Origin of the sequence: Arthrobacter gengyunqii (assembly GCF_023022985.1) — a bacterium.
Lineage (GTDB): Bacteria > Actinomycetota > Actinomycetes > Actinomycetales > Micrococcaceae > Arthrobacter_B > Arthrobacter_B gengyunqii.
In genome coordinates, this window is the sequence record NZ_CP095461.1 from 1,948,716 (window position 1) to 1,963,064 (window position 14,349).

The window sequence follows — 14,349 nt, forward strand, 5'->3', positions numbered from 1 at the left end:
ATGAAGTGGTGTCGAACCAAAATCTGCGTCGTGATGAAGCCGCCGCCCGCTCAGCCCTCATATCCGTTGATGCCTACGATGTTGATCTCGATCTGAGCAGCGCTGAAGATCCGGAAGCCGGGGGCTTCCGCTCGCGCAGCACCATCACTTTCCGCTGCAGCGAACCGGGTGCCGCAACATTCCTGGACTTCATCCACGGCGGTGTCCGCTCCGTCGTCCTCAACGGCGCCGAACTGCCGCTGGACACCGCCGTGGACGACGCGCGCATCCACCTCCCGGCCCTGCAGCTCGAGAACACGGTCACGGTGGAGGGCACGGCCCTGTACAGCCGCAGCGGCGAGGGAATGCACCGGTTCACCGATCCCGCCGACGCCCGCACCTACCTTTACACCCAGTACGAACCCGCCGACGCCCGGCGGGTGTTCGCCAACTTTGAGCAGCCGGACCTCAAGGCCGCCTTCACCTTCCACGTCACCGCACCCTCCGAATGGGAAGTTGCCTCCAACGGCGTAGAAACCAACCGCACGCAGCTGGACGGCGGATTCAGCCGCTGGGATTTCGCCCCCACTCAGCGCATTTCCACGTACATCACCACGGTGCTGGCCGGACCGTATTTCAAAGCGGAGGACGCCTGGTCCGGAACGATGGCTGACGGATCCGTTCTGGACATCCCCCTGGGCGCCTACTGCCGGTCCTCGCTGGCCGAGCATTTTGACCCGCAGAACATCTTTGAGATCACCAAGCAGGGACTGGACTACTTCCACGAGCTGTTTGCCTACCCCTACCCGTTCGGCAAATACGATCAGGCATTTGTCCCCGAGTACAACCTCGGCGCCATGGAGAACCCGGGTCTGGTCACCTTCACCGAATCCTATGTTTTCCGGTCCAAGGCCACGGAGGCGCAGTACGAGGCGCGCGCCAACACCATCCTGCACGAGATGGCCCACATGTGGTTCGGCGACCTGGTCACCATGAAGTGGTGGGACGACCTGTGGCTGAAGGAGTCCTTCGCGGATTACATGGGCGCCCTGGCCGTGGATCAGGCCACCGGGTTCAGCAATTCCTGGGTCAGCTTCGCCAACCGGCGCAAGGCCTGGGCGTACACCCAGGATCAGCTGCCCACCACGCATCCAATCGTGGCGGACATTACCGATCTGGAAGCCGCCAAACAGAACTTCGACGGCATCACATACGCCAAGGGCGCCTCCGTGCTCAAGCAGCTGGTGTCCTATGTGGGCTTCGAAGCGTTTATCGCAGCAGCGCGCGGCTACTTCCGGAGCCATGCCTTCGGCAACACCACCCTTGCGGACCTGCTCAGTGCCCTGAGTGAGGCTTCGGGCCGGGACATGGGCGCCTGGTCGCGGCTGTGGCTGCAGACGGCAGGTGTTCCGCTGCTGACCACGGAGCTGGAAACGGACGACGACGGCGTCATCACCTCGGTCACGATCGTCCAGAACGCACCCGATCCCGTCAGCGGGGAACAGGTTCCCCGGCCGCACCGGCTGCGGATCGGCCTGTACAACCCGGACGCTGCGGGTGCGCTGGTCCGCACCGGGAGCGTGGAAATCGACGTCGACGGTCCCCGCACCGCGGTACCTGAGCTTGTGGGCAAGCTGCGGCCCGCCCTGCTCCTGCTCAATGACGAGGACCTGACCTACGCCAAGATCCGTTTTGACTCCGATTCGCTGCATGTCCTGATGCAGAATCTGGGCCGGATTCCTGACCCGCTGGCCCGCGCAGTGTGCTTCTCCGCCCTGTGGAACGGCGTCCGCGACGGGATCATCAGTGCCCGCGACTATCTGCGGCTCATCGTGCACGCTGCTCCGGTTGAGACCGGCTCCGGCGTACTGCAGGTCGTGCTGGACAACGCCCGGTATGCCGTGGAGCGGTATGCCCCTGCGGAGGACCGCAGCGAACTGCGCGAAGTGCTGTATTCGCTGGTGGTTGACCAGCTGCACCAGGCGGAGCCGGGAAGCGACCGCCAGCTGGTCTGGGCCCGCAACGCCGCTGCCACGGGCCGCCACAGCACCTCCCACACGGAGCTGCTGCGCGGCCTGCTGCAGGGAACGGCCACCGTACCGGGCCTCACCGTGGACTCGGACCTGCGCTGGCTGCTGTGGCAGGCGCTGGCCGCCACCTCAAATGCCACCCGTGCCGAGCTGGAAGCAGAACTGGAGCGGGACACCACGGCATCGGGCCGGGTGGGCTACACCACTGCGGCGGCAGCGTTCCCTGATCCCGCGGTCAAGGCCGCCGCCTGGCAGGACGCCGTGCATTCGGACGAGCTGTCCAACCAGCTGCTATCGGCCACCATTGAGGGATTCACGATCGGCAGCATTGAGATGCTCTCCGTCTTCTCAGCGGATTACTTTGCTTCACTGACCCTTGTCTGGAGCTCACGCAGCATCGGGCAGGCCACCCGTGTGGTGACCGGTCTCTTCCCCGGGGCGCAGGACCTGCCGGAGCACATGGTTCCCGCAGATCACCCGGTCCTGGTGGCCAGCATGGACTGGCTTGAAGCCAACCCCCAGGCTCCGGCCGCCCTGCGCCGGATCATTATCGAGCAGCAGGACCAGTTGCTGCGGGCGCTGCGGGCACAGGCAGCCGGCAGATAGGCAGGCCCGGCAGCACCAGAGGGCTCAGCGGTCCAGTTTCGCTACGGTCAGCAGCACCGCTGAGTCCTCCACGGCCTCCACTGAGTGCCGTGCCTGGGGCACGATCAAAAGATCCCCCGCGGATCCTTCCCAGGAGTGGCCTTCCGCAAGCAGCCGAACGCGTCCTTTGAGCACATGGATGGTGGCTTCACCCGGATTATCGTGCTCGTCCAAGATGAATCCGGCGTTCAGGGCGATGATTGTCTGCCGAAGCACGTGTTCGTGTCCGCCGTAAACCGTCTGGGCGCTGCGGCCGCTGGAAGCTTCGCCGGCGATCTGCAGCTGGTTCCGCGCCAATGCGGTGAGAGACTTTTTTTCCATGCTCGGCAGTCTAGGGCAGGGGCACCGCCGGCAACAGCACCGCCGTCGTGCCGGTGAGTCCAGCGGCACGACGGCGAGAAAGTTACGGGACGCGGTTGAGCCACTCGGCGGTGCCGAACTTGTCCGCCACCTTCTTCTCCGCCAGGGCCATTTCCTCGTCGGTGATGCCGGCCGGCACGGCACCGTAGCGCGCGGTGAAGGTGTCCATCATTGTCTTGATGATCTCTTCCCGGGTCAGGCCGGTCTGGCGGCGCAGCGGATCAACGCGTTTCTTGGCGCTGGTGGTGCCCTTGTCGCTGAGCTTTTCTTTCCCGATCCGCAGCACTTCAAGCATCTTGTCGGCATCGATGTCGTAGGACATGGTCACGTGGTGCAGCATGCCGCCGCTGCTGAAACGCTTCTGGGCGGCCCCGCCAATCTTGCCCTGATCCGTGGCGATGTCATTGAGCGGCTGGTACCAGGCCTTGATGCCAAGTTTTTCCAGCGATTCCATGACCCAGGCGTCCAGGAACGGATAGGACTCGGCGAAACTGAGCCCGTCCACCAGGGACTGCGGAACGTAGATCGAATAGGTGATGGCATTGCCGTGTTCCATGAACATGGCTCCGCCGCCGGAGATGCGGCGCACCACCGTTACCCCGTGCTTCTGAGCGCCCTGCGGGTCCACTTCGTTGCGCAGCGACTGGAAGCTGCCGATCACCACTGAGGGCGTCTCCCATTCCCAGAACCGCAGCGTGGGGTTCCGCTTGCCGGCGCCCACCTCTTCGGCCAGCACCTCGTCCATGGCCACGTGCATCGCTGTGGGCAACGGAGTGGGGGCAATGATCTCCCACTGGTGGTCGTTCCAGCCGGTGGCTTTTGCCAGGGCGCGGCGCACGGTGGTGGCAATGGCCTCCGGCGAGAAGCCAAACAGGACGGCGTCGGCCGGAAGGTTGGCCCGGACCGCGGCCGCGATGTCTGCTCCGGTTGCGTCGGCGGGAAGTCCTTCCAAAGCTGCGTTGATGTCCGCCAGGGCGTCATCGGGTTCCAGGAAGAAGTCTCCGCTGAGGGAGACGTCCGCCAGTTTTCCGTCGCGGACCTCCAGATCCACCACCACGAGTTTTCCGCCGGCCACTTTGAACTCTCCGTGCAGGCGGCTGCTGTCCTGTTCCCTGCTGCTCATTCGGTTTCCTTCTCCACATGTAAAAAGACCCGCCCGGAAATGCCGGGCGGGTCTTCTTAGTCTAGAACCTGTGCTGTTCTATACGAACGAATTACTTCTTGCCGCCGAAGCCCTTGAAGCGGGCGTTGAAGCGCTCGACACGGCCGGCGGAGTCCATGATGCGCTGCTTGCCCGTGTAGAACGGGTGCGACGCGGAGGAGATTTCCACCTCGATGAGGGGGTAGGTGTTGCCGTCCTCCCACTCGATCGTCTTGGCGGACGTAGCCGTGGAGTTGGTCAGGAACGCGGTGTCGGACGCGAGATCGCGGAAAACAACCGGGCCGTACTTGGGGTGGATATCAGACTTCAATGTATTACCTTCTTTTGGTGCCTGGATTTTGCCAGGCACTGGTGGTTGAAAGCTTGGATTGTCCCCCGCCCTGCACGGCGACGCGCATGTACGGGGATCAGCAATTCAGCATACCGCATTCGGGGCCACGGGTTAAAGCCAGGTGAGTGCCGCGGCCGGCAGCATCTCAGGAGGCCCAGGCGCTGTTGACGGCGGTGATGCTCGAGGCGATGCCCCGGGTCTGGCCGGTGAGTTCAAACCGGACCGGGCGGTACCAGTCGTCAAGCCACAGCGTGACCCCGGCGGGCATCATGTCATCGGCGGCGGCGTCCACAGAACGGTAGCCGCTGATTTTGGTGCGGACCGCACCGTTGAGGACAGCGTCGTAGTCCACTTCCAGGGATTCAGTGCCGCCCAGCATTTCCGCCACGCGGTCCGGGTTTACCGTGAGCTCCGCAGCTTGGGCCAGCACGGCTGCGTACGCCTCCTCGGGTGTTCCGGATGCATTGGCGCTGACGCTGCCGCTTCCGGTGTCGACGCTGCCGCCGCCGGCTCCGGATGTGACCCGCAGGCCCAGTTCGGGATTCTCCAGAGTGAGGGAGAATTCCGGCGCCGTGGTGAAATCCACGGTGTGGGTCCCCTGCGGTATCCAACTCGACGACGTCGTGAGGGTTTGGATTGCCCCCGTTCCCGCAGTCATTGCCGCCCCTACGCAGTCCCCGGCCTCGCCCGCAGGCATCCGCGCCGGATCCCGACGCAGCAGGAACTGGCAGGCGTCCTGAACCGGCTGGGGCATCCCCGCCTGGTTGCCGGTGACTCCCACCTTGAGAGGCTCCGGAGTGGGGGTTGCTGTGGCTGTCGGGGCTGTGACGGGCTCGGGAGCAACCGTGGGGAGCAGAGTTGGCACGGGAGCAGCGGGCGAGGATGACACCACTTCCCTGGCCCGTGCCTGTTCCGCAGTCGGGCCGCATGATGTGACGGTCAGTGCAGCTGCCACCAGGAACACCACAATGGCTGGACGAGATGCCCGGGCAGCAGCAGGCACGCCAAGCCGTGCCCGGCGGCCTGAGTCCTGCAAGTGTCCGCGCTTCATGGCGAGCCCTTCCTGGGAGGTGAACACCGCCCAGTGTTCCACCCTCACCGGCAGAGGGTAAGAGTGGGAGCCGAAGCTTGCGGAATTGGCGAGGACCTTGAACTCCGGATCGCGGGATTGACCTCAAGCTCCCGTTCAACATCCTCAGCGTCTGAGGGGCGTAGTAACCCTTACCCTCCGGCGCGGCACTCCCAGAAAGCCACGGCGCTGGCGGCAGCCACATTCAGGGAGTCCACTCCTCCGCTCATCGGGATGCGGACGGTGAGGTCCACGGCGGAGATGGTTCCCGCAGCGAGGCCGTCCCCTTCAGTGCCGAGAACCAGGGCGAGGCGCTCATCCCGGCGGGAGCTGAGCTGGTCCAGAGTCAGGGAGTCCTCGGCCAGCGCCAAAGCAGCGGTGACAAAGCCGGCGTTCCGCAGGACCTCCAATTGCCCGGGCCAGTCCGTCAACCGCACCCACGGAACCTGGAAGACGGTTCCCATGCTGACCCGGATTGCCCGGCGGTACAGCGGATCCGCGCAGCGGGGACTGACCAGCACGGCATCCACTCCCAGCGCCGCCGCGGAACGGAAAATCGCTCCGATGTTCGTGTGGTCCACAATGTCTTCCAGCACGGCCACCCGGCGTGCCGACGCCAGCAGGGACTCGAGCTCCAGCGGTGCCGGGCGTTCCATGGCCGCCAGCGCGCCGCGGTGCAGGTGGAAACCGGTGATCTCCTCAAGGATGTCCGCCGTACCCACATAGGCGGGTACCTCGGGGTAACGGTCCAGCAGGTCCTGGAGATCGGGGATCCACTTCTCGGCGAGGAAGAAGGAGCGGGGACGGTGTCCGGCGTCCAGCGCGCGGCGGAGGACCTTGGAGGACTCGGCAATGTACATGCCTTCCTCCGGTTCCCGGCGGCGCCGGAGGGCGGTGTCGGTCAGGCCGGTGTAGTCGGCCACGCGCGGATCGGCGGCGGTGTTCAGATAGTGCAGGGTCACTAAAACACCATATTCCACAGGGCGAGCAGTCCCAGCAGCACGATGACGCTCCGCAGCACCACGGGCGACAGCCTGCGGCCGACGGCGGAGCCCAGGAATCCGCCGATCAGCGAACCCACCGCAATGAGCGCCACCACGGGCCACACAATCCGGTCGAAGGCAAAAAGCAGATAGGAGACGGCGGCAACAATGTTCACACCGAGGACCAGGATGTTCTTCATGGCGTTGGCGTTTTGAAGGGTGCCTTGGAGGAAGATTCCCAGGATGCCCACCAGCAGGATTCCCTGCGCGGCCACGAAGTAGCCGCCGTACACGCCCGCCAGGTAGATCAGGATGACCAGGATGACGCCCTGCCGCCTGCGCGGTCTTGCCGCAGGCGATGCATCGGCCCGCCGGCGGACCCAGGACTGCAGCTTCGGCTGGAAGATGACAAACAGCAGCGCCACCACGATCAGGTAGGGCGCCACGGCGCCAAAGACTCTCTCCGGCAGATGCAGCAGCAGGGCGGCGCCCGTGATGCCGCCCAGCACTGAGGCAGGCAGGAGCTTCAGGAGGGTCGGCTTCAGCCCGGCCAGTTCCCGGCGGTAGCCCCAGGAACCTGCAACGTTTCCGGCGATGAGTCCCATCGCGTTGGAAATGGTGGCCGCCACCGGGGCATAGCCCAGGGCCACGAGCACGGGAAAGGTGACAAGGGTTCCCGACCCGACCACGGCATTGATCGTGCCCGCCCACAACCCGGCAACGAAGACTAAGGCGTCATGACAAAGGTCCACGAGAAAGGATAGGGTGCGTCGCGGTGGATTAGCGGCGGGCGGTGGCGGACCAGCGGCCGCCGTCATGCTGAACGTTCAGCGGCATATCAAAGGCGGTGCTGAGGTTTTTCTCCGTGAAGACATCCCCGATGGGGCCGGAGGCCACCACCCCGCCGTCCCGGAGCAGCAGAGCGTGGGTGAAGCCTGGGGGAACTTCTTCGAGGTGGTGTGTGACCAGCACCATGGCGGGCGCTTCCTCGTCAGCGGCCAGCTCGGACAGGCGCGCCACCAAATCCTCGCGGCCGGCGAGGTCCAGCCCGGCGGCCGGCTCGTCCAGCAGCAGGAGCTCCGGATCAGTCATCAGTGCGCGTGCAATCTGCACGCGCTTGCGCTCACCCTCGCTCAGGGAGGAAAAATTACGGTTCATGAAGGTGGACATGCCCCAGTCGTGGAGGAGCCGGAAAGCACGGCGCTCGTCCAGCTTCTCGTACTTTTCCCGCCACCGTCCGGTCATGCCGTAGGAGGCGGTCAGCACCACGTTCAGCACAGTTTCGTGTTCCGGAATCTGGTTCGCCAGGGCCGCCGACGCCAGGCCAATCCGGGGACGAAGCTCAAAGACATCAACGGTTCCGAGGACTTCCTCAAGGATTCCGGCTACGCCGCGGGTGGGATGCATCCGCCCGCCGGCGATCTGCAGCAGAGTGGTCTTTCCTGCGCCGTTGGGGCCCATGATGACCCAGCGCTCCCCCTCCTTGACCTGCCAGTCAACCGCATCCAACAGGGTCTTGCCGCCGCGGACGACACTTACGGCAGCAAATTCAAGAACATCACTCATAGCACTAGACATTAGGCTAAAGAAAGGGCCGATGGCTAAACGCGCGCCCCGCAGTTCCAGCCCCGCCTGCAGAAACGGATACGCAATGCCCACTTCCGGCTCCCTCGGAAACACCGCCGCGCCCCACTTCAGTGTCGTCAGCTACGGACGGGAACTGGGCGATGCCTATCTCGCTGCGATTCAGCAGGCCGTGGGGGTAGCCGGCGCCCGCATCCTGGAACTGGAGAACGCCCCCGGGGACGGTTATGCCGTCACCAAACTGCTGGTGGAGTACGACGGCGGCATCGAGACTTTGCGGATGGCGGTCACCGCTGCCGCTGCCGCCCTGGGGGCGGCTGCGCAGGGAGCTGCCAGCGCCGTCGTGCCCTCCTCCCTCTTGGAACCGGCACGAAAGCTGTTGGTCATGGATGTGGACTCCACGCTGATCAAGCAGGAAGTGATTGAACTGCTGGCTGCGCACGCCGGACGCGAGGCCGAGGTCGCCGCGGTGACCGAGGCAGCCATGCGCGGCGAGCTGGACTTCACCCAGAGCCTGCACCAGCGCGTCAAGGCACTGGCCGGGCTGCCGGAGTCCGTCATCTCAGAAGTTGGCGCGCGTATTGAGCTGTCGGACGGCGCAGAGGCTCTGGTCAAGGAATTCCTGGCCGCTGGGCATGCGGTGGCCGTAGTTTCCGGCGGCTTCAGCCAGGTTCTTGCTCCGCTCGCGGAACGCCTGCAGCTGACCCATGCCAGGGCCAACCTGCTGGGCATTGTGGACGGAGTGCTTACCGGCTCCGTGGACGGCCCCGTGGTGGACCGCGCAGCCAAGGCCCGCTCCCTGCGGGAGTGGGCGGCAGGAATGGGCATCGAGGACCGCCACACCATTGCCGTGGGCGACGGCGCCAATGACCTGGACATGCTGGCGGCGGCCGCACTGGGAGTGGCGTTCAACGCCAAACCGGCAGTGCAGGCCGCCGCAGATGCTGTGCTGAACCTGCCCAACCTGGACGTGGTGCAGCACTTCGTGAAGCTGTAGGGACTCTCTTTTGCGGGAAACCCCGGAAACCTAGGGAACCTGGCCGGCTGCGAGATAGTCCGAGCCGCCCACGTACTCGGTGTGGCCCGAGGGGACATCCGCAGTGGCCATGCGGGCCACCTCGGCACCGAACTCCGCCACGGAATACAGCCGCCCGGCTTCCACCCGGCGGGCTTCAATGGCACCCGGGTTCGCCCGGTCCAGGAGCGTAGCAGTGACCGTTCCCTCGATCATGTCGCCGGAAACGACCACCAGGGTGATGCCCTTCTCCTCGAGCTGCGGCAGCATTCCGCGCAGCGCGTCCTCCCCGGCACGCTTGCTCCGGGCCACCGGCTCGTATTCGGGCATGGTGGGCACGGAGTTAATGAAGTGCGCCTGATGGCTGGTGACGAAAACCACGCGGGAGCCGACCGGCATGACCTCCAAGGCAGCGTTCAGCATGTTCACCTGGGCGTCGCGGTTGAGCTTCAGCGCATAATCCTCCGCGACGCCAGTCTCCATGCCGCCCGAGGCGTTCAGCACCAGGACATCCAGGCCGCCGAAGTTCTCCGTGGCTGCCGCGATGAGGGCTGCCGGGCCTTCAGGAGAGGTCAGGTCCGCACCGACAGCAACAGCACGGCCGCCGGCGTTCTCAATGCCGGTGACAACCTTGTTGGCCCGCGGGGCCTTCTGCCGGTAGTTGACCACCACGCCGGCGCCTTCGGCAGCCAGATACTTGGCCACCTCCGCTCCGATGCCGCGTGAGGATCCGGTGACGATGGCGGCTTTGCCGTCCAGCAGGCCCATGGGTTCTCCTTTGTGAAGGTTTGTCGAAATCGAACAAAATAATGCGCAACTTCTCCCATCCTGCCAGCCTCGGGCGATCCGCGAAGTGGTGGAAACCTCCAAGGATTCCCTCCGGGAGCTTAGTGGCCCATCCCCAGACCGCCGTCAACGGGGATGACGGCACCTGAAATGTAGGCCGCTTCGGGGCTGGCGATCCAGCGAACCACGCCGGCAACCTCTTCCGGCTCGGCAAACCGGTTGGCCGGAATGGAGGAGAGGTAATTCTTCTGCGTGTCCTCGGGCAGGGCACGGGTCATGTCCGTGTTGATGAACCCCGGGGCCACTACGTTGGCGGTGATATTCCGGGATCCCAGTTCCCGGGTCAGCGACCGGGCAATGCCGATCAGTCCGGATTTGGACGCGGCGTAATTGATCTGGCCGGGTGAGCCGTAGAGCCCCACCACGGAGGAGATCAGGACAACCCGCCCGCGGCGCAGCTTGATCATCCCTTTGGAGGCACGCTTGATGACCCGGAAGGCGCCGGTGAGGTTCGTGTCCACGACGTCGGTGAAATCGTCTTCGCTCATCCGCAGCAGCAGGGTGTCGCGGGTAATGCCGGCGTTCGCCACCAGCACCTCCACGGGACCGTGAGCGGCCTCCACCTCGGTGAACGCCGCGTCAATCGAAGCCATATCGGTCACATCGGCCTTGACCCCGAGCATCCCTTCGGGAACGTCTCCGCTGCGGTAGGTGATCGCCACCTGGTCGCCGTTGGCAACAAACGCCTGGGCTATGGCAAGGCCGATGCCGCGGTTTCCGCCGGTAACCAGGACGCTGCGGCCTGTGGATGGCTGGGTGTTGTTCTGCACAGATTTTCCTCCGCTGAAAGTGTGGGGGTGACAGGAACCGATCCTAGCCGGGCCAGTTCCGACTTCAACATCGCGGCAACCGGTGCGACAATGGATAAATCTGTTTGGGAGAGTGATGAATAAGGAATCCAGCCGCGGCGGTCAGGTCCCCCGGATCACGGACGCCCGCACGGCGCACACCGATGAGATGCGCGCACGCATGATCAAGTACTCGGTGTCCATGAGCATCCGCCTGGTCTGTTTATTCCTTCTGTTTGTTGTGCACGGGTGGCTGCTCTGGGTGGTGATTGCCGGCGCCGTCGTTCTTCCGTACTTTGCCGTCATCATTGCCAACGGAGGATCCGACACCCGCAACATGACGGCGTCGGAATCCATGATTGATGCGCCCCCTGCGGCCGCAATTGAGGCTCCCCGCCCCCGGCAGCCCGGAGAACCCGATCCCCGGGATTCCCCCGAAACCGCAGTGCTGCACGGCGAGCTCGCTGACGATGAGCCCGCCCCCGGCCACCACGACGATAAGGCACCACCCTCAGCATGAACCTTCTTGACCAACTGGCCCGGACCACCGGGGCTGCCCGGCCCGGAACCGAACCGTCGGATCCGGGTGCCGACGCTCCCGCTGTCTGCTCGCGGAAGGGGTGCCGCCAGGCTGCGCAGTGGCGCCTGCTGTGGAACAACCCCCGGATCCATACCCCCGAACGCCGGAAGACCTGGCTTGCCTGCAGCGATCACCGCGGCTGGCTGGAAGAGTACCTGCAGACCCGCGACCTCTGGAAGCAAACCCTTCCGCTTGCCGGTCCGCCTGCTCCGACGGACACCGGAAGCGGGACCGCCTAGATGTACCGTTTTCTCCTCTCCGGCCGCTGGCTGGGCTGGTTCGCCTTGACCGCACTGCTCTCCGTTGTGTGTTCCTCCCTCGGAATGTGGCAGCTTGACCGCCGCGACGCCATCCGCGAAGACATCGGCAACGTTGTCAATAACTATGACGCCGCCCCCGTGCCTTTCGAGGACGCGGCCGGCCTCTTTGAGGATTATGACCCGGCCAAGGAATGGCTGCCGGTTTCCATGACCGGGGTCTACGACACGGAGAATCAGCGCATTGTCCGGAACCGTCCGCTGAGTGGACGCGCCGGCTATGAAGTGGTGGTGCCGCTGAAGCTCTCCAACGGCACCGCAGTGGTGATCAACAGGGGATGGCTGCCGATCGGCAATGACGAGGCCGGCAAACCCGACGCCGTGCCTCCCGCTCCCGGCGGCGAAGTAACCGTCGTCGCGCGCATTAAGCCCGCTGAACCGGAGGTGAGGCGCGGAGCCCCCGAGGGGCAGCTGGCGTCCATCGACCTGGCACATTACCAGGACGAAGTGGGGTACGAGCTGGAGCAGGGGGCCTACGGCCTGATGTCCAGCGAAGACCCGCGCCCTGAGGTTGTTCCCGAGGCGGCCCCCAAACCGTCAGTGGATGAGGGCCCGCACCTCTCCTATGCCATGCAGTGGTTCGCCTTCGGCGTCATGCTGTTTGTCGGGCTCGGTTACGCGGCCCGCCAGGAGGCGCTGAACCTGCGCTACGGCGACGACGACGAGTGGGAAGAGGACGACGACGACGACGAAATGATCGCCGCCCACCCCGCACCGAGCCGTCCCCGCCGCCCGCGCAAACAGCGCGGCAGCACCCAGGAAGATGAAGAAGACGCCCTGCTGGACGCGCAGGGCTACTAGCTTCTGCCCGCCCGCCGCCGCTACTGGTAGGAGATGAACCAGGGCTTGGGATCGATCTGGGTGAAGGTCTGCTCCGGTGTCAGCGTGGGGGTGTCTTCGTCGTAGAAGTTCTTCCAACCCGGCCAGATCTCCGGCTGCAGCCCGGTGCGCAGGACATTCCAGGTATCCAGCTTCTCCCCCGGGGTTCCGTGCCCGTCGGCGTGGAGGCTGACCGCCAGTTCGCTGTGGCTGACATCAAGCTGATCCCGGTCGCGGATCATGGATGAGTTGAACTGGTGGAGCATAAAGAGCTTCTGCGGGAGGACATTCTCCCGGGTCAGCTCTGCCAGCCATGCCGACACCTCGTTAACCTCGGCCGCGTCCACGGAGCCGATCTGCTCCAAATGCCGCTGGCCGGGGGCAAGGCGCCACTCCGAGTCCAACGCCAGGCCCACGTGCGGGAACTTCAGCAGCTCCTCGTACCTCCGGGCCTGGTTCAGGAATGTGCTGTGGCCCGGCTGCAGGTCCAGGATGACATACACCCCTGCCTCCCCTGCCGCTTCGATCCAGGGCAGCAGCTCTGCCACGGCGGTTTCCGTGGAGAAGTCGCCGTCGGCGCCGGCCTCGGAACTGGCAACTGTCGTGATTAGTTCAAGGGCGGGAACCACCGGTTCGTCGCTAAAGGGCTGATACTGCGCGGCGGTTTCCTGCGCCCGCCGGATCGATTCCTCCAGGCCCTGTTCCCCCAGGACGCCAAGGCTGCCTCCGCTGGGGTGACCGTACAAGGCAACCATTCTCCTGCCGGGGAAGACTGTCTGTCCCCCGCCGGGAAGTTCCGGAGCGTTCAACGCCACGTCACTGTGCGCTGCGAAAGTCTCCGCGCCGCCAAAGCCGTCACCGACAGCGTAGATGCCGCCGTCCCGGTGGCTGCGCAGGGCTTCGATGGTTGCCGGGTCCGCGCGGGGATCGGCTGCTTCCACCATCCGCACCTCGGCGCCAGCTGCACGCGCCGTGGCCACTGCCGCGGCGGACGCCGGATCTTCAGTGGCAAGCACAATGGCCTCCGCCCGATTGCCGGCAGCCTCAAACTCCGGCAGTTCCTGTGCTGGAGCCTTGTCCTTGGGAACTTCGGTTTCCGAAGCGTTGGTCTCCTGCACTGCGGTCTGCGCTGGAGCCGCCTCCAGTCCGGGAACCGCGAGGGGTTCGCCGCGGTCCATGGCCGCGATCCGGGCAACCGCCCCTGAAGCTTCTGCCGGCACCACCTCAAGGTCCAGCACCGTCCGGAACCCGTCCACGTCTGCAGGGCCGGACACCTGGGTCCGGTCCCCCGCAACGGCGGGCCATCCTTCCGCCGGTGCACCGTAGAGAACCACAGAGTCGACCCTCAGCCGTTCAAGTTCGCCCTCGACCTGCTGTTCATTTCCGGGTTCAACGACGAGCAGTGGAACGCCCAGCCCGGCCGCTGCGGCGGCAGCCAGACCCGAAGCGGCCGGGTTGGCCGCTCCCAGCACCACCGCCGCAGGGCTGGACTCGAAGAAGGCGCTGCTCGCAGCCAGCGAGGCGGGACCCGTTCCCCCGTCAAAGACGCCCGTTACTGCTCCCGACTGCTGCAGGCTGACCGCTGGGACGTCCGGATCGCCTGCTTCCCCGGGAGCTCCCGGGGATGCCGTACAGCCGCTGAGGATGAGCCCCAGCGACAGGGCACCCGCAGCCAGGCAGCGGGAGAACGGTGGGGAGAATGCGGAAGAAATAACGGTGCCGTCCTTCTGTGGTGGGCTATGCGGGGGTGGAATCCCCGGGCGGCCGGCTTGAATTCCGGTTCGCTTCAAGCCTTCCAGCCTACCGAGACAGCGGACGCCATTCAAAAGAACCTGCCTGAG

The 14,349-nt window shown here is 65.2% G+C and carries 15 protein-coding genes; 5 read left to right on the forward strand and 10 right to left on the reverse strand.

Going from position 1 to position 14,349, the window contains the following annotated elements:
• Nucleotides 1–8: 8 nt before the first annotated feature.
• Complete coding sequence (pepN, locus tag MUG94_RS08890) at nt 9–2,615, forward strand: aminopeptidase N (RefSeq protein WP_227907789.1); 2,607 nt, start codon at nt 9–11, stop codon at nt 2,613–2,615.
• A 24-nt stretch (nt 2,616–2,639) separates the two neighbouring features.
• On the opposite strand, the gene MUG94_RS08895 is transcribed toward pepN, so the two are convergent.
• The 7 genes from MUG94_RS08895 to MUG94_RS08925 all read right to left on the reverse strand — a co-directional run bounded on the left by MUG94_RS08895 (nt 2,640) and on the right by MUG94_RS08925 (nt 8,125).
• Nucleotides 2,640–2,975 (reverse strand): cupin domain-containing protein, encoded by a 336-nt coding sequence (locus MUG94_RS08895; protein WP_227889824.1) that lies wholly within the window; start codon nt 2,973–2,975, stop codon nt 2,640–2,642.
• 82 nt (nt 2,976–3,057) lie between these two features.
• Nucleotides 3,058–4,137 (reverse strand): lipoate-protein ligase LplAB, encoded by a 1,080-nt coding sequence (gene lplAB, locus MUG94_RS08900; protein WP_227907788.1) that lies wholly within the window; start codon nt 4,135–4,137, stop codon nt 3,058–3,060.
• A 91-nt stretch (nt 4,138–4,228) separates the two neighbouring features.
• Nucleotides 4,229–4,486 carry a type B 50S ribosomal protein L31 gene (locus tag MUG94_RS08905; protein WP_227889826.1) on the reverse strand — a complete coding sequence of 86 codons (258 nt, stop codon included), beginning with the start codon at nt 4,484–4,486 and terminating at the stop codon, nt 4,229–4,231.
• 166 nt (nt 4,487–4,652) lie between these two features.
• Nucleotides 4,653–5,606 carry a hypothetical protein gene (locus tag MUG94_RS08910; RefSeq protein ID WP_227907787.1) on the reverse strand — a complete coding sequence of 318 codons (954 nt, stop codon included), beginning with the start codon at nt 5,604–5,606 and terminating at the stop codon, nt 4,653–4,655.
• A 122-nt stretch (nt 5,607–5,728) separates the two neighbouring features.
• A complete protein-coding gene (locus MUG94_RS08915) occupies nt 5,729–6,538 on the reverse strand; it encodes a TrmH family RNA methyltransferase (protein WP_227889828.1) in 810 nt (269 codons plus the stop codon).
• Entirely contained in the window at nt 6,538–7,311 is a 774-nt protein-coding gene (locus MUG94_RS08920; protein WP_227907786.1) for a sulfite exporter TauE/SafE family protein, read from the reverse strand. The genes MUG94_RS08915 and MUG94_RS08920 overlap by 1 nt, the downstream gene beginning before the upstream one ends.
• Nucleotides 7,312–7,339: 28 nt before the next feature.
• Nucleotides 7,340–8,125 (reverse strand): ABC transporter ATP-binding protein, encoded by a 786-nt coding sequence (locus MUG94_RS08925; RefSeq protein ID WP_227889830.1) that lies wholly within the window; start codon nt 8,123–8,125, stop codon nt 7,340–7,342.
• 85 nt (nt 8,126–8,210) lie between these two features.
• Here MUG94_RS08925 and serB point away from each other — a divergent pair, with 85 nt between their 5' ends.
• On the forward strand, nt 8,211–9,140 hold the full coding sequence (gene serB, locus MUG94_RS08930; protein ID WP_227907785.1) for a phosphoserine phosphatase SerB: 930 nt from the start codon (nt 8,211–8,213) through the stop codon (nt 9,138–9,140).
• A gap of 30 nt (nt 9,141–9,170) precedes the next feature.
• Here the strand turns inward: serB and MUG94_RS08935 are convergent, their stop codons facing one another.
• Nucleotides 9,171–9,926, reverse strand: coding sequence for an SDR family oxidoreductase (locus tag MUG94_RS08935; RefSeq protein ID WP_227907784.1), 756 nt, complete (start codon nt 9,924–9,926; stop codon nt 9,171–9,173).
• 119 nt (nt 9,927–10,045) lie between these two features.
• Nucleotides 10,046–10,774: a beta-ketoacyl-ACP reductase gene (locus tag MUG94_RS08940; protein ID WP_227889833.1), complete on the reverse strand. Its 729-nt coding sequence runs from the start codon at nt 10,772–10,774 to the stop codon at nt 10,046–10,048.
• 115 nt (nt 10,775–10,889) lie between these two features.
• On the opposite strand from MUG94_RS08940, the gene MUG94_RS08945 reads away from it, so the two are divergent.
• The 3 genes from MUG94_RS08945 to MUG94_RS08955 are packed head-to-tail and all read left to right on the forward strand — an operon-like array spanning nt 10,890 to nt 12,490.
• Nucleotides 10,890–11,312 (forward strand): DUF3099 domain-containing protein, encoded by a 423-nt coding sequence (locus MUG94_RS08945; RefSeq protein ID WP_227907783.1) that lies wholly within the window; start codon nt 10,890–10,892, stop codon nt 11,310–11,312.
• The gene (locus MUG94_RS08950; RefSeq protein ID WP_227889835.1) at nt 11,309–11,611 is read left to right on the forward strand and encodes a hypothetical protein; all 303 of its coding nucleotides are present in this window, start codon (nt 11,309–11,311) and stop codon (nt 11,609–11,611) included. Before MUG94_RS08945 ends, MUG94_RS08950 begins: the two co-directional genes overlap by 4 nt.
• Nucleotides 11,612–12,490, forward strand: coding sequence for an SURF1 family cytochrome oxidase biogenesis protein (locus tag MUG94_RS08955; RefSeq protein WP_227907782.1), 879 nt, complete (start codon nt 11,612–11,614; stop codon nt 12,488–12,490). It begins immediately after the preceding gene.
• Nucleotides 12,491–12,510: 20 nt separating this feature from the next.
• Here the strand turns inward: MUG94_RS08955 and MUG94_RS08960 are convergent, their stop codons facing one another.
• Nucleotides 12,511–14,298, reverse strand: a complete 1,788-nt coding sequence (locus tag MUG94_RS08960; protein WP_227907781.1) for a hypothetical protein — start codon at nt 14,296–14,298, stop codon at nt 12,511–12,513.
• Nucleotides 14,299–14,349 lie beyond the last annotated feature (51 nt).

What these genes read in the sequence shown, in the direction of transcription:
- MUG94_RS08945 (WP_227907783.1), top strand. Translation starts at nt 10,890, where the DNA reads ATGAATAAGGAATCCAGCCGCGGCGGTCAGGTCCCCCGGATCACGGAC.
- MUG94_RS08895 (WP_227889824.1), bottom strand. Translation starts at nt 2,975, where the DNA reads ATGGAAAAAAAGTCTCTCACCGCATTGGCGCGGAACCAGCTGCAGATC.
- MUG94_RS08955 (WP_227907782.1), top strand. Translation starts at nt 11,612, where the DNA reads ATGTACCGTTTTCTCCTCTCCGGCCGCTGGCTGGGCTGGTTCGCCTTG.
- lplAB (WP_227907788.1), bottom strand. Translation starts at nt 4,137, where the DNA reads ATGAGCAGCAGGGAACAGGACAGCAGCCGCCTGCACGGAGAGTTCAAA.
- MUG94_RS08925 (WP_227889830.1), bottom strand. Translation starts at nt 8,125, where the DNA reads ATGAGTGATGTTCTTGAATTTGCTGCCGTAAGTGTCGTCCGCGGCGGC.
- MUG94_RS08935 (WP_227907784.1), bottom strand. Translation starts at nt 9,926, where the DNA reads ATGGGCCTGCTGGACGGCAAAGCCGCCATCGTCACCGGATCCTCACGC.
- MUG94_RS08950 (WP_227889835.1), top strand. Translation starts at nt 11,309, where the DNA reads ATGAACCTTCTTGACCAACTGGCCCGGACCACCGGGGCTGCCCGGCCC.
- serB (WP_227907785.1), top strand. Translation starts at nt 8,211, where the DNA reads ATGCCCACTTCCGGCTCCCTCGGAAACACCGCCGCGCCCCACTTCAGT.